Origin of the sequence: Flavobacterium sp. Arc3 (genome assembly GCF_041431375.1) — a bacterium.
Classification (GTDB): domain Bacteria; phylum Bacteroidota; class Bacteroidia; order Flavobacteriales; family Flavobacteriaceae; genus Flavobacterium.
This window is the reverse complement of the sequence record NZ_JASMRI010000001.1, coordinates 126,324-141,566: the sequence shown is the minus strand read 5'-3', so window position 1 is coordinate 141,566 and position 15,243 is coordinate 126,324. Positions and strand designations below refer to the sequence as shown.

Here is a 15,243-nt window from a genome sequence, read left to right as displayed (position 1 = left end):
ATAAGCCCCGAAATTAAGTATTTCGGGGCTTTCTTTTTTTCTTAGTTCTTCAAATATTTCTCTAGGAATTGATCTTGTTCCCAAAGAAGGTGTAAGATATTCTCCTTAGCAGCATAACCGTGTGCTTCTTTAGGTAGGATAACCATTCTTACCGGTGCTCCTAAACCTTTTAAGGCTTGGAAATAACGTTCTGTTTGTAATGTGAATGTTCCTGGATTATTATCAGCTTCTCCATGGACTAATAATAACGGCGTCTTCATTTTGTCTGCATTCATAAATGGAGACATAGTATTGTAAACCTCTGGTACTTCCCAGTAATTGCGTTGCTCTGATTGGAAACCAAAAGGAGTAAGCGTTCTGTTATAGGCGCCACTACGAGCAATCCCACAAGCAAATAAATTAGAGTGCGTCAATAGATTAGCCGTCATAAAAGCACCGTAAGAGTGTCCTCCAATAGCTACTTTTTTCCTGTTGATATATCCTAATGCATCTACAGCGTTAATTGCAGCTTCGGCATTATCAACTAACTGCGTGATGAAGTTATCGTTCGGTTCAGTTGTTCCTTCACCAATAATAGGGAAAGAAGCATCGTCAAGAACTACATATCCTTTAGTCACCCAGTAAACAAACGATCCATAATAAGGGAAAGTGAATTCATTTGGATTTTGATTGTTTTGACCTGCCGAGTTTTTATCTTTATATTCTGCTGGGTAGGCCCAAATCAATAAAGGTAATTTTTCTTTTTTTACTTTATCGTATCCTGCTGGCAAGTACAATGTCCCTGAAAGTGCTACACCATCTTTTCTTTTATATTGAATTACTTCTTTACTTACATTTTTGATACTTTCAAAAGGATTCTTGAAGCTAGTAATAGGAGTAAGTTGGTCTTTCTTCTTGATATTTCTAAAGTAATAATTAGGATACTCATTCTTAGATTGAATTTGTACCAAAACTTCTCCTTTTTTGAAATCCTCAATTGATAGTAAATCCTCTTTTTTATCTTTATATGTTGAGGTATATAGTCTGCTTGTCTTTTGGTTTTTTAGGTTGAATTCGTCTATGAATGGGAATTGTCCATTTTTAGTGAACCCATCTCCTAACAAATAAAGATTGTTGTTTTCAATCGCAAGAACTTGTTTACCATAAGCATTTTTAATGGTTTCAAAATTCCCTGGATCAGAGTAAATGTCTTGAGAGTTCCTATCCGTAATTATTTTCGGTTCTTGAGTAGCGTCTGACGGGTTGAATAAATATGTTTTAGTATTTCGGGTGTCGTACCACTGGTCAAAAGCAATTGCTGTAGTTTCATTTCCCCAAATAATACCTCCAAAGCGTTGTTCTGTTTTTAGTATTTGAGTAGCATTTTTATCAAAAGGAGCTTTCCATTGGAACACTTCGTCTCTAAAGTCGACTTTGTTTTCTGGATTTCCTTCATCAAGCGCTTCCACATAATACAATGTAGCCGCTTCGTCATTTCTCCAATTCATATTTCTCTTCCCAGTACGTGTTGCCATGAAACCTTTTGGCATAATTTCGTTTAAGGCCACTTCATTAACTACCTTAACTTCTTTTCCCTCTTTGTCATATATAACAGTTTTTGAAGGGAAGCGGTTTAGGGGAACGATATATGAAAATGGTTTTTGAATGGTGCTGATCATCAGGTAATTCCCGTCTGGAGAAAAGTTTTCTCCTGCATACATGTCCGCTGATTTGAATAAAGTTTTACTTCCGTTAAGATTTACCTTGTATAACTCAGCAGTCAAGATATTTTGGAAATTAGCCTCGTCAGTTTTATTTTTCAATAAATCCTGATAGGTTCTATTTTGAGAAATTGTTCCGCTTGCATTTGAAACAATTGGGCCTAATGGTAAATTTTTCTTTTCGTCTAATAAAGCAGCTCTGTTTTTTGGGAGCATTTTCACTAAAATATTTTCGTTGTCGCTATACCAGCTGAATGGATTTCCAAGGTTAGCATTCACATTGTCTTCCGTAAGTTGAGTTGCTTTTGCCGAAGCGATATCAATAACCCATAGTTCTACACCTGAGTTTGTAGTATGTGAGAAAGCAATTTTCTTCTCGCTAGGGGACCAAGAGATGTTAGAGATTCGTGGGCTCGTAGGCAATCCACTAACTTGAATTTCATTTTTATCTTTAATCTTGCGAAGCTTGATATTATTTATATAGGTAACCGTACTAGAAATATTTGTAGTAGGGTTAATTCGTAAACCACCTAAACGCATCTCATCTTGATTTAAATCGTCTAAAGTCTTGTAGGTGTTTCTATAGGTTAGCAGCATGTATTCCTTTTTTGTATCCATGCTTACAGATGGTGCTCTTTCATAGTCTACTAAATCTAGAATTGACTTAGAAGGTTTTTGATACGTAATATTTTCTTGAGCAAAAGCATGTAAGCTTAGTCCAAGAAATAAAATTAGGCTAAATTTTGATTTCATAAATAGGTTTTGTTTTGGTTATTTAATTAGAATTATTGGTCTTACTTGCATTTAGATTGTTACATTCTATCTTTTTTTTTTAGTAAAAATATGTAAATTTTCCTTTTGAAGCTTCATTTTTTAAAGTGGCAAAAAGAGGAACGAAAATTTATAAATTGTTAATTGCTAAAAAAAGAGTAATTTGTAGTCTTATATTTTAAAGTATTTTTAAATTTACAATCTTATTATAATAAAATAACAATTATATGTATCATTCAAAAATTGCGGGATTAGGATTTTATGTTCCTTCCAATGTGGTCACCAATGACGATTTGTCAAAAATTATTGACACCAATGATGAGTGGATTCAAGAAAGAACAGGGATTCAAGAAAGAAGACACATTATAAAAGGAGAAGATACAACGACTTCTATGGGAGTTAAAGCTGCCGAAATTGCTATTGAACGTTCAGGAGTGGCTAAAGAAGATATTGATTTTGTTGTTTTTGCAACATTAAGTCCTGATTATTATTTTCCTGGGCCAGGAGTTTTAGTCCAACGTGATTTAGGTTTGAGGACAGTAGGCGCATTAGATGTTAGAAATCAATGTTCAGGATTTATTTATGCTTTGTCTGTTGCAGATCAATATATTAAAACAGGAATGTATAAGAACGTTTTGGTAATAGGTTCAGAAGTACATTCTACCGGATTAGATATGACCTCTCGTGGTCGAGGTGTTTCAGTAATTTTTGGAGATGGAGCAGGAGCAGCCGTTTTGAGTAGAGAAGAGGACCTGACTAAAGGAATCCTTTCTACGCATTTGCATTCAGAAGGGCAGCATGCTGAAGAACTAATCGTTAAAGCTCCAGGAATGGGGGGGCGTTGGGTAACTGATATTTTAGCAGATAACGACCCTGATGATGAAAGTTATTTCCCTTATATGAATGGACAATTTGTATTTAAAAATGCAGTGGTTCGTTTTGCTGAGGTGATTAATGAAGGGCTTGAAGCAAATAATCTATCGGTTTCAAATATTGATATGTTGATTCCGCATCAAGCAAATTTGAGAATTTCTCAATTCATACAGAAGAAATTTGGATTGACAGATGATCAAGTTTACAATAATATTCAAAAATACGGGAATACAACAGCTGCTTCTATTCCTATTGCTTTGACTGAAGCTTGGGAAAAAGGAAAAATTAAATCTGGAGACACTGTAGTTTTAGCTGCTTTTGGAAGTGGATTTACTTGGGCAAGTGCTGTTATTAAATGGTAAGGATGTTATTTAGTTAAAAAAAATAGTTTATATCAAAAAACCCAGAGTTGGCATACTCTGGGTTTTTCTTTGGTAACAAAATTTAAAACTAATTCTTATAAGGGTCCACCTCCTTGGGTTTCATTCTTGTCTCTTTGCTTTCTCTCAATTGCTTTATTTTTACCACTTCCAAAACGGTAATTGAATCCTACATACACTGTTTGACTTTCCCAATTGAATTGTCCGTTTGTTTTGTAAGGTTTATCATTATCAAAAGCAAAACGCATGGTATTAAAAACATCGCTAAAACGTGCACTAACTGTTCCATTGCCTTTTAAAATAGTGTAACTGGTTCCGATATCCATTTTCCACATGTTAGCAACATCAAATTGAAGACTACGATCTCTTCCTCTGTACATGGCAAATAACTGAATGCGTAAATCTTTGGTTGGTTTAAAAGTATTGTTGACTCTAGCATTAAAAGTGGTCGCATTAATTTCTTCAAATTCGTAGTTTCCAGGAGTGGTTTCAATGGTTCCTTTTACTTTTTTCTGATACGTGTCTAAGCTAATATTAGCACTCCACCATTTTTTAAAATCTAAATTACCAGATACTTCTAATCCATAAGCATCGTTGTTGTCAAAATTAGCATAAGACAACACTTGCTTGTTTGGGTTTTCTAAATTGGTAAAAAGAACTCTGGTGATTTCGTCTTCAATTTTTCTATAAAAAACGCCAGAAGTAATAGAACCAATTTTTGTCTTTCTAGTATAATTCAATTCAAATGAATTTGTGAATTGCGGAACAAGATTTGGGTTTCCCTCTGAATCTAAAGTCGCCGTACTCCATTCTCTAATTGGGTTTACCTGATCAATACTTGGTCTGTCCACTCTTCTTGAAAAGCTTAAATTGAACGAGTTGTTTTCACTAGGGTTGTAGTTCAGGAAAGTAGAAGGGTAAATGCTTAAAATGTCGTCTTTAAATTGTCCATTGGCTTCAGAGACTTGTTTAAATAATGCTTCCACTTTGTATTGTTCCACACGGGCTCCAGCTTGAAAACTCCATTTTTTCCATTGTTTACCCAGAGTGGTATATCCTGAGTAGATATTTCGATCATAAGTAAAATTAGAACTATACGCATTGTCTCTAAATAAATTGTTGTCAGTTGTCTCTTCTCTTAGTTCTAAACCCAATTCTAATTTTATGGTTTCGCTCAAAGGATTGACATAGTCTAGGTTGACAATTGTACTCTTGCTAAGTACACGTACATCGTTTGTGAAGGAGTTGATAAGTGTGTTGTTATCTCTATTTAAATTTGTGTAAATTGCGTTTTCACGACTATCGTCTTCACCATAATTTGCTTCTAATTCTAGGTTATGTCCTTCTTTTTTGAACTTTATCTTATAATCAAAATTATATGTTTGACCTTGGTTGTCTTGTTCGTTTTCATAAGGTTGCAATAAATCTACGTTTGTGGTATTAGAAGTATAATCTACTTGCGTAGCTCCAGAGCCTTTTAATTTATAAAACACCTGATTGGTATAAAACGATATGGTATTGTTGTCATTAAGGTAGTAATCTACTCCAACTTTTGCAAGATGTGAAGTACTGAGGTTGTTAAATTGATAAAGCTGTGTGTTTTCTTTGTCTTCTTCTTCACTTACAATTAGACCGCGGTTAAGGCGTTTACCGTGATTAAGACCATAGTTACCGTAAAAATTAAACTTTCCGTTGCGATAGTTTAAATCAAATGCCGAATTGACTTTTGGCGTTTTCCCAAATGTGACACCATTATTGATACTTCCATTAAAACCTATTTTGCTGTTTTTGTTTAGTACAATATTGATAATTCCACTCATTCCCTCTGGATTGTATTTTGCAGATGGATTAGTTATCAGCTCAATTTGTTTGATAGAAGCCGATGGAATTTGTTGCAATAATTGCGAAGCGTCAATACTAGATGGTTTTCCGTCTATTAAAACTTTTACATTTGAATTTCCTCTTAAACTAATTGCATTTGTTTGCGGATCAACACTTACTGAAGGAATGTTATTCATTATTTCGCTGGCTGTTGTTCCTGTCGAAATTAAATCTTTCCCAACGTTGATAATTTTTCTATCGATTTTTTGTTCAATGGTCGATTTCTCGCTGACGATATCCACACCTTTAAGTTCTATCGCGTCTTCTTTAAGTTCAAAAGTACCTAGGTCAACGTTCTTTTTGTCAGTAGATAATATGACCGTTGTTGAAATGGTTTTGTATCCCATAAATTGTATTTCGATATTATAATTTCTTAAATCAAGACTTTTGATTAAAAAAATTCCTTTATCAGAGGTGATTCCACCAGTAACAAATTTGTCTCCATCTTTTATGATGATGTTGACATAAGGAAGAGATTCGTTACTGTTTTTATCGATTACTTTTCCTGTGATACTTCCAGGGTTTTCATTGTTCGAAGTTTTGACTGAAGTTTGCGCTTGCATCGAAACTAGGGTCCCGAAGAGGCATACTAAGATTAATTTGATTTTCATGATTGATGATTTTGATTAAAAATTTGATTGATTTTTCAAAGGTATTGTTTTTGTTTTAAATATATGCAATACATAGTACTATTTTATGCATAAAAAAATATTTAAAATATAAGGAGATGCTTAATAGACTGTTGAATATTAGTTTTGTTACAGTTTTACAAAAAAAAAAAGACTTTCTGGGAAGAAAGTCTTAAGGTGAAATAGTTTGTGATTTATCTTTTTAATGAAAAGTGAGATCGATATTGTTTAAGAACACCGCCTTCTGTATACTCAATCGAAAACCAATAATCAGTGGCAGGTAAAGGTTTTCCGTTAAAAGTACCATCCCAACCAGTTCCATTAGGGGTAAGTTGTTTTAAGAGTTTACCATATCGGTCGAAGATATATATATTAGGGTTTTCTTGATTAGGTAGTGCTGTAACATTCCAAGTATCGTTAAAACCATCTCCGTTTGGAGTAAAATATTTAGGACTATTTATTAATTGAATTACAATTGGAATTGTGCTTCCGCACCCATTAGCATCGCTAATACTTATTTCATGAGTTCCAGATTGCACATTGGTAAATGTATTACTCGTTTGGGGAGAATTTCCATCTATTGAGTAAAGAAAATTACTTCCATCACCTGAAATTGGAATTGCATTTATAATAACGGTTTGACGATCAGAAAACCAATCTTCAGTAGTGTAAGTGATTGATATTGGCGGGAATATTTCTTCAACGGTGAAATCAACTGAATCTGATGAACAGCTAAAGATCGATAGATCGGTTACGGTTAATGTGTAATTGCCGGCTTGATTAGTCGAGAAATCTTTAGCACTACTTAATAGTGTGCCATCAGCCGCTCTCCATTCAAAAGCATATTGCGGCGTTGTATAATTGCTTATACTGTAGGAGTTGCTTGTATTTCCATTAGCAAAATCGTGGCAAATAGGGGTGGTGTTAATAACAGGGTTTGGTTTTGAAAGAATGGTAATTTCCATTGGTTGTTCATCAAAACATATTTTTGTAGTAGCTGTTCCTGTTTCGGCATAGGCGTAAATAGTTGTAGAAGAAGTGATCAAATCTCCTGGAAACTTCTCTGTATTTGTAGCGCTAGGAACACCGGGTTGAGTAAAATATTTGTTTACAGGAGCAACAAAAGGAGGCAGGGCATACGATTCACATCTTGTTACGGGAGGGTAACTTGATACTATAGGAGTATTGTAAATAGTTACCGTAAATTCATCTTCATCAAAACAAGAAACTCTACTGTTGTCCTCAGCATATACGTAAAGCGTTGTAGTATTTGTGATAGGTGCATAAGGTTGGGATAATTTAACTCCACTTCCATTTGGGCCTCCAGTAGCAGTATAATAATCACCTTGTCCAACTATTGCAGGGAGGATATAGGAGTCGCAAGCATATTGATCGTCTATAAGATTTACTTTGGTTATGAATATATCAATTGCGTATTCCTTTGTACAATTATTTGGAGCGGTAGCAGCAGCATATACATATATTTTTTTTGATGTTGTAATTACAGACCCTGGGGGTAGGATTGGATTTGTCGAAGAGGGACCACCTGCAAATTCATAGTATTCTCCATTCCGTAAATCATCGAGTACAAAATTTGCGCCACATTTTATAACTTCTATAGGTCTTGCATCAATTGTAGGTGAACGATTAATTGTAATAAGAAAATTATCTTCTACATAACAGGCGCCTACCGCAGCTTTGTCATAAAAATATATAGTTTGAGTTGCCGTTACTGGATAGCCTACGTCTCTTTTACTTCCACTTCCTAATGGTCCTGTAAAATAATCACCACTGTGAGCAACAGAAGGAAGGTAATAAACATCACAATGTGGTGGCGTATCATTAAATGTAGGTAATGGTGGTATGTTGACAGTAATAGTAAATTGGAGGTTATCTGTACAGTTTTGACCAGGAACGTAGAACCATAAAGTTGTTGTGGTATTAATTACTGTTGCTGCAGGTACTTCAATTCCTCCGCCGGCAACTGCAGTTCTGTATTGACCAAAATTTAAATTGGGTAGCGTGTAAGCAGAGCAAGAATTAACATCCGCTGGAGGAGTAATGTTGGAGAGGTCTACGTAAACTGTAAAACTTTTTTCTGAACTACAGTTTAATGGTGCTGTTCCTGATTCTTTATACGCAAATACCGAAGTAGTATTTGTAATAACTGTTCCTGGAGCGAGAATAGGCATTCCTTTGGTAGTCCCTGAATAATAAGTAGCTCCATTTGGATCACTGGGTAAAGTATAAGAACTACAGGCAAACTGATCTGGATAATCAGGTAGTGCTGTAAACGGGATAATTGTTATTGTAAAGATCCTTTCTTCAGTGCAAGATGGGGTTACAGTTGTGTCTTCAAACCAGACATAAATAGTATTTATTCCGGCTGTATTTATAGTAATGCCAGCTGGAAGTTCTGTATTTCCACTAGTCTTCGTCCCTCCACTTTGGGTGAAATATTTTCCGTAGGGCAAAGAGGGAAGCTTATATTGTGTACAGTAAGATTCTGACTTTGGGGTGACCGTATTTAAATCGGTGATAGTAATCTTAAAGGATTCTTGATTTGTACAGCCTCCTGATTGATTGTAAACATACAAGGTAGTATTTGTATTAATGCTATTTCCCGCAAATAATTCTGTTCCAGTTCCATTGGCGCCAGTCCAGTATTGTGCTCCAGTTTTAGTCAATATAGGCAGTGAATAGGCAGTACATACAAATACGTCTGGCAGAATGTCAACTTCTGGTAAAGGAGTCACAATAAGATCGAAGCTTGTGGTGATATAACAATCTGGGTTTGAAATGTTTTGAATTCGGGCCCATATGGTTCGACTCGAGGATAATAAAAAATTGTTAGTTTTTATAGCTAAAATAGCAGTGTTATTATTTGCGCCTGCCAGGGTTGTATGGAAAGTTAAGATATTATATGTAGTATCTTGCGATCCCAGAATAGAAGCTATTGAGGTGTTCAGGTCGAAATCAGCTTTTGGTGGATTTTCGGATGCACTTAGGGCGCATAAAGTGATGTTGCTGGGGGTGGTTGCAATTATGGGACTATTAACAATTTGTAATTGGAAAGAACGGATTTCAAAACAGCTAGTAGTAGGGTTTTGAATTCTAGCATAAATAGTTTTTCCGTTTTCAGCGTTAGAAATACTATGCGGACTCGTTATCGCATTATTGTTAGCTATGGCGTCGGTATCGCTAAGGTGATATGTTATTAGTGTTCCTGAAGTTAAGTCATCTAAAACACCACTAGCCGAAGTAGATTGATTTTTTCCTGCCAATATTTTTATTGTATTTTTAGTCAGATCAAAATCATAAGTTAATAAGCCAGTATTACAAAGGTAAATGGGAGGTACAGTTGTCATTACTCCAATTTCGGGGTATATTTCAACCTTTATTTCATCGGTCACTTCTGTGCATCCAGGTTCGATATAACTCACACTATAATTATGAATTCCAGAGCTGATAAGTGGTAGAAGAGAATTTAGATTTAGCGTGGATGCTGTTTGTGCTGGCGAAAATGGGACTCCTTCTTTTTTCCATATAAAAGTAGTTCCCGCAGGTAAACCAGTTGCGTTTAGAGTTGGTAAAACTGTTGATGGACAGATAGCTCTATTGTTGGCAGTGGTATAATCCATGCCTAAAACATCTTGTCCAATATTAAAACTGTTAGCTTCCAAGAAAATGGCAGAATCATAGGCTACATTATCACCTCCGTCGGCAATTACTAATTTGATTCTGTATGTATGCGTGATATCTAATCTTGATGCCGAAGCCACCATCTCAACTGTTTGACCATTAAAATTGATTGAAGGTCCAAAGCCACTCGGGTTGTATGCGCCAAAATAACTTGGATTTGCAGAAGGGCAATCTGAATTATAAGTATCGTCTCGAATAGTTTCGACAGAAACGGGAATATTAGTACCAGGAATTACTGCTATATTTCTATTTATTCCACCTGCGGTTACATCCTTTAATAAAAAAGCAAAAGCATCTGAGAAATTGCATTGTGAAGTTCCGTATTCCTCTGAAGCGAATAAAAAAGAAAAATCAAAGTTGGGTGTTTTGGGTTGAAAGTCAAATTCAATATAGGTTGCATTAACGGAATTAATACTAATTCCTGATTGTGAAAGAAGATTGTTTTCTAAATCGGTATCACCAGTCCAGGAACTGTTTCCATCACTCAATATGTTGTCATTAGGAGCAGGTGATTTAGTCACATCACCAGTAGATAGTACTACACCACTGGAAAAAGGGAAATTAGAATTGGTGTTTTCAAAATAGCCAATGCTATTAGTTGAGCCAAATTGCGATCCTGATTTTACATTTATATTAATTGCATTAACACATGGGGAGTTAATCAATACTTGATTAACAAGCTCATCGGCGGTATATTTAGTTGTATTAACAGTTATTGATTGTGAAAAAGAAGAAAAAAAAACCATTAACAATCCAAAAATAAAGATCTTTTTCATGTGTTTAAAATTTATGTCCTTAACAAAAATAACATTTATAAAATGAATATTTTGACATTCAGCGAATTTTATAACTATCTAATTTTCATAGTAGTAAAAATGCTATATTGCTTTGGTTTCCATTTTAAAATGGATTAGAATTTTTTTTACGACCATATTAAGGAATTAGAATTATCTTTGCACCCTTAAAACCTTTACAAAATGACATTATCACAAATTCTTACCCCTTCAATTGAAAAAGCAGTCCAAGCCTTATTTGATATTGCTATTGACAAAGTAGAGTTTCAAACTACACGGAAGGAATTTGAAGGAGATATCACCATGGTAATTTTTCCTCTATTGAAAGTTATCAAAAGTAATCCTGTAGAATTGGGAAATAAAATAGGAAACTATTTAGTGGAGAATATAGCCGAAGTAAGCCGTTTTAATGTGGTTTCTGGTTTTTTGAATATTGTTATTTCAGATGAGTATTATTTAAATTTCTTTAACGGAATAAAGGATGATGCAAAATTTGGTTTCGTAACACCACATCCTGAAGATACAGCAGTAATGGTGGAGTATTCTTCACCAAATACAAATAAACCGTTGCACTTAGGTCACGTTCGTAATAATCTATTGGGTTATTCTGTAGCTGAAATTATTAAGGCTTCGGGTAAAAAAGTGTACAAAACCCAAATCATAAACGATAGAGGAATTCACATTTGCAAATCGATGCTGGCATGGCAGAAATTTGGAAACGAAGAAACCCCTGAAAGTACAGGCTTAAAAGGAGATAAACTAGTGGGAAACTACTATGTGGCCTTCGACAAAGCGTACAAAGTGGAAATAGCTCAATTAGTGAGCGAAGGAAAAACCGAAGAAGAAGCCAAGAAGCAAGCCCCCATTATTTTAGAAGCACAGGAAATGCTTTTGAAATGGGAAGCTGGTGATGAAGAAGTTATTGCACTTTGGAAAAAAATGAATCAATGGGTTTATGACGGATTTGCGACTACCTATAAAAATTTAGGAGTTGATTTTGATTGTTATTATTATGAAAGCAACACCTATTTATTAGGGAAAAATGTAGTTCAGATTGGTTTAGAAAAAGGTGTTTTCGAAAAAGATCCTGATGGTTCTGTTTGGATTGATCTAACTGATGAAGGTTTAGACCGTAAAATCGTCTTGCGTTCTGATGGTACTGCGGTTTATATGACGCAGGATATTGGTACAGCTATCCAGCGTGTGAAAGATTATCCAGATGTAGGAGGGATGGTTTACACTGTAGGTAATGAGCAAGATTACCATTTTAAAGTGTTGTTTCTAATATTGAAAAAATTAGGCTTTGACTGGTCTAAAAACCTATATCATTTATCGTATGGAATGGTAGATTTACCTTCCGGAAAAATGAAAAGTCGTGAAGGAACTGTAGTAGATGCAGATGACTTGATGCAAGAAATGACAGATACTGCTCAAAAAATTTCTGAAGATTTAGGGAAATTAGACAGTTATTCTGCCGAAGAAAAAACGAAATTATACAATACGATTGGTCTGGGTGCTTTAAAATACTATATACTTAAAGTAGATCCTAAAAAACGAATCCTTTTTAACCCAGAAGAATCAGTAGATTTTGCAGGGAATACAGGGCCGTTTATACAATATACTTATGCGAGAATCCAGTCGATCATTCGTAAAGCTAATTTTGATTTTTCGAATAAATCAGGAATGGTGGAACTTCACCCAAAAGAGAAAGAATTATTGAAACAACTTGAATTATTTCCAGAAGTGATTCAAAATGCGGCACAAAATCATAGTCCAGCTTTATTGGCTAATTTTGTGTATGACTTAGTACGTGAATACAATTCTTTTTATCAGGCGGTACCAATTTTAGGTTCAGAAATAGAAATTGAAAAAATATTCAGAGTGCAGTTATCAAAAAAGGTAGCAGATACCATTGCAGCTTCTTTTAGCTTGCTAGGGATAGATGTTCCTGAGCGTATGTAATTAAACCAAAATAATCAAAGAAAAGCGGCTCCAATTTGGGGCCGCTTTTTATTTGAAATAATATGATATGGAACCTGCCAATTATCTAATAATCTAATTGCCTAATAATCTAACTTAGTTTATCTTTGCATTTCAATAAAATAAAAAACTATGTTCGATAATTTAAGCGATAAACTAGACAAGGCCTTTCATATATTAAAAGGGCACGGAAAAATCACCGAAGTAAACGTGGCTGAAACTTTAAAAGAAGTTAGAAGAGCCTTACTGGATGCCGATGTGAATTTTAAAATCGCGAAAGATTTTACGAATAAAGTAAAAGAAAAAGCTTTAGGGCAGGACGTTTTAACGACACTTCAACCAGGACAATTGTTGGTTAAGTTAGTGAAAGACGAACTGACAGAATTGATGGGTGGTGATGTTGCGGGAATAAACCTTTCTGGAAACCCTACTGTTATTTTAATGTCTGGTTTACAAGGTTCTGGAAAAACAACTTTTTCTGGAAAATTGGCTAATTACCTTTTAACTAAAAAGAATAAAAAACCACTTTTAGTTGCCTGTGATATCTATCGTCCGGCGGCAATTCAACAATTATACGTTGTTGGAGATTCTATTGGTGTTGAGGTGTATTCAGAACCTGAAAATAAAAATCCAGTTGAAATTGCACAAAATGCAATTAAGCATGCTAAAGCAAAAGGATTTGATGTTGTTATTGTGGATACAGCTGGACGTCTAGCTGTTGATACGGAGATGATGAATGAAATTTCACGTGTTCATAAAGCAATTCAACCACAAGAAACTTTGTTTGTTGTTGATGCAATGACAGGTCAAGATGCAGTAAATACAGCAAAAGCCTTTAATGATATATTAAATTTCGACGGTGTTATATTAACTAAATTAGATGGTGATACACGTGGTGGAGCCGCTCTTTCAATAAAAACTGTAGTTAACAAACCGATTAAGTTTGTAGGTACAGGCGAGAAAATGGAAGCGATTGATGTATTTTACCCTGTTCGTATGGCGGAACGTATCCTGGGAATGGGAGATGTTGTGTCGTTAGTGGAAAGAGCACAAGAACAATTTGATGAAGAAGAAGCTAGAAAAATTCAAAAGAAAATCGCGAAGAACGAATTCGGTTTTGATGATTTCCTTTCTCAAATTCAGCAAGTGAAGAAAATGGGTAATATGAAAGACTTGGTTGGGATGATACCAGGTGCTTCAAAAGCCATGAAAGACGTGGAGATTGAAGATGATGCGTTCAAACATATTGAAGCTATTATTCACTCGATGACTCCAGCAGAGAGAAGTAAACCCTCTTTGATTGATGTGAAAAGAAAAGCAAGAATATCAAAAGGTTCAGGGACTAAAATTGAGCAAGTCAATCAATTGATGAAACAGTTTGAGCAAATGAGCAAAATGATGAAAATGATGCAAGGGCCAGGCGGAAAAAACCTTATGAAGATGATGGGCGGAATGAAAGGAATGCCTGGAGGCGGAGCGATGCGCTAAATATTTGGTTAAGGTTTAAAGTTTCATGTTTATTGAAATTTTAAACCTTACTCTTTTATAGGAATATCAGTTCTTGTAAAAAACAGAAAGTAAAACTTGAAACTAAAAATAAAATGCAACTACTAGACGGAAAAAAAACAGCGGAAGATATTAAAAGTGAAATCGCAGCCGAAGTACAAAAGATGAAAAATAATGGGGAGAAAGTTCCTCATTTAGCCGCAGTAATTGTGGGGAACGATGGAGCAAGTTTAACTTATGTAGGAAGTAAGGTAAGAGCATGTGAAAGAGTTGGTTTTGAATCTACTTTGGTGAAATTACCAAGCACTACTTCTGAAACTGAATTACTTAAAAAAATTAAGGAGTTAAATGAAGACGATAATATCGATGGATTTATAGTTCAATTACCGCTTCCAGAGCAAATTGATGAGCAAAAAGTATTGATGGCAGTTAGTCCAAGTAAAGATGTCGATGGATTTCATCCTGAGAATTTCGGAAAAATGGCTTTGGATATGAGTACTTTTATTCCTGCAACACCTTACGGAATATTAGAATTATTAGAACGTTATGGAGTAGAGACTAAAGGAAAACATACTGTAGTAATTGGTCGTAGTCATATTGTGGGAAGACCTATGAGTATCTTAATGGGTAGAAAGGGGTTTCCTGGAAATTCAACAGTTACGTTGACACATAGCTACACTAAAAACATTGAAGAGATCACTATTCAAGCTGATATCATAATCACAGCCTTAGGAGTGCCTAATTATCTTAAAGCAGATATGGTTAAAGACGGAGTTGTTGTTATTGATGTGGGAATTACTCGTGTTCCAGATGAATCAACAGAAAAAGGATATGTAATTACTGGTGATGTAGATTTTGACAATGTAAGTAAAAAAGCAAGTTTTATTACTCCAGTTCCCGGTGGAGTAGGACCTATGACAATAGCAATGTTGTTGAAAAACACACTGTTGGCAAGAGAAATGAAAATGTTGAAATTAGAAAAATAAATAAATACAAAGCCTATTCTTCTGAATAGGCTTTTTTTTAG

7 protein-coding genes are annotated in these 15,243 nt (G+C 34.9%); 4 read left to right on the top strand and 3 right to left on the bottom strand.

Features of this window, described 5'->3' with window-relative positions; genetic code table 11:
• Nucleotides 1-41 precede the first annotated feature (41 nt).
• The gene (locus QO200_RS00490; protein WP_371535169.1) at nt 42-2,453 is read right to left on the bottom strand and encodes a prolyl oligopeptidase family serine peptidase; all 2,412 of its coding nucleotides are present in this window, start codon (nt 2,451-2,453) and stop codon (nt 42-44) included.
• A 245-nt stretch (nt 2,454-2,698) separates the two neighbouring features.
• Here QO200_RS00490 and QO200_RS00485 point away from each other — a divergent pair, with 245 nt between their 5' ends.
• Nucleotides 2,699-3,706 (top strand): 3-oxoacyl-ACP synthase III family protein, encoded by a 1,008-nt coding sequence (locus QO200_RS00485; protein WP_371535168.1) that lies wholly within the window; start codon nt 2,699-2,701, stop codon nt 3,704-3,706.
• Nucleotides 3,707-3,801: 95 nt separating this feature from the next.
• On the opposite strand, the gene QO200_RS00480 is transcribed toward QO200_RS00485, so the two are convergent.
• Together QO200_RS00480 and QO200_RS00475 are read right to left on the bottom strand one after the other, a co-directional pair.
• The gene (locus QO200_RS00480; protein WP_371535166.1) at nt 3,802-6,216 is read right to left on the bottom strand and encodes a TonB-dependent receptor domain-containing protein; all 2,415 of its coding nucleotides are present in this window, start codon (nt 6,214-6,216) and stop codon (nt 3,802-3,804) included.
• Nucleotides 6,217-6,428: 212 nt separating this feature from the next.
• A complete protein-coding gene (locus QO200_RS00475) occupies nt 6,429-10,712 on the bottom strand; it encodes a choice-of-anchor L domain-containing protein (protein ID WP_371535165.1) in 4,284 nt (1,427 codons plus the stop codon).
• Between the two features lie 201 nt (nt 10,713-10,913).
• On the opposite strand from QO200_RS00475, the gene argS reads away from it, so the two are divergent.
• The 3 genes from argS (at nt 10,914) to QO200_RS00460 (ending at nt 15,202) form a co-directional block, all read left to right on the top strand.
• Nucleotides 10,914-12,692: an arginine--tRNA ligase gene (gene argS / locus QO200_RS00470; RefSeq protein ID WP_371535164.1), complete on the top strand. Its 1,779-nt coding sequence runs from the start codon at nt 10,914-10,916 to the stop codon at nt 12,690-12,692.
• A 150-nt stretch (nt 12,693-12,842) separates the two neighbouring features.
• Nucleotides 12,843-14,198, top strand: a complete 1,356-nt coding sequence (gene ffh, locus QO200_RS00465; RefSeq protein WP_339921147.1) for a signal recognition particle protein — start codon at nt 12,843-12,845, stop codon at nt 14,196-14,198.
• A gap of 113 nt (nt 14,199-14,311) precedes the next feature.
• Nucleotides 14,312-15,202: a bifunctional 5,10-methylenetetrahydrofolate dehydrogenase/5,10-methenyltetrahydrofolate cyclohydrolase gene (locus QO200_RS00460; RefSeq protein WP_371535163.1), complete on the top strand. Its 891-nt coding sequence runs from the start codon at nt 14,312-14,314 to the stop codon at nt 15,200-15,202.
• The last annotated feature ends 41 nt before the right edge of the window (nt 15,203-15,243 follow it).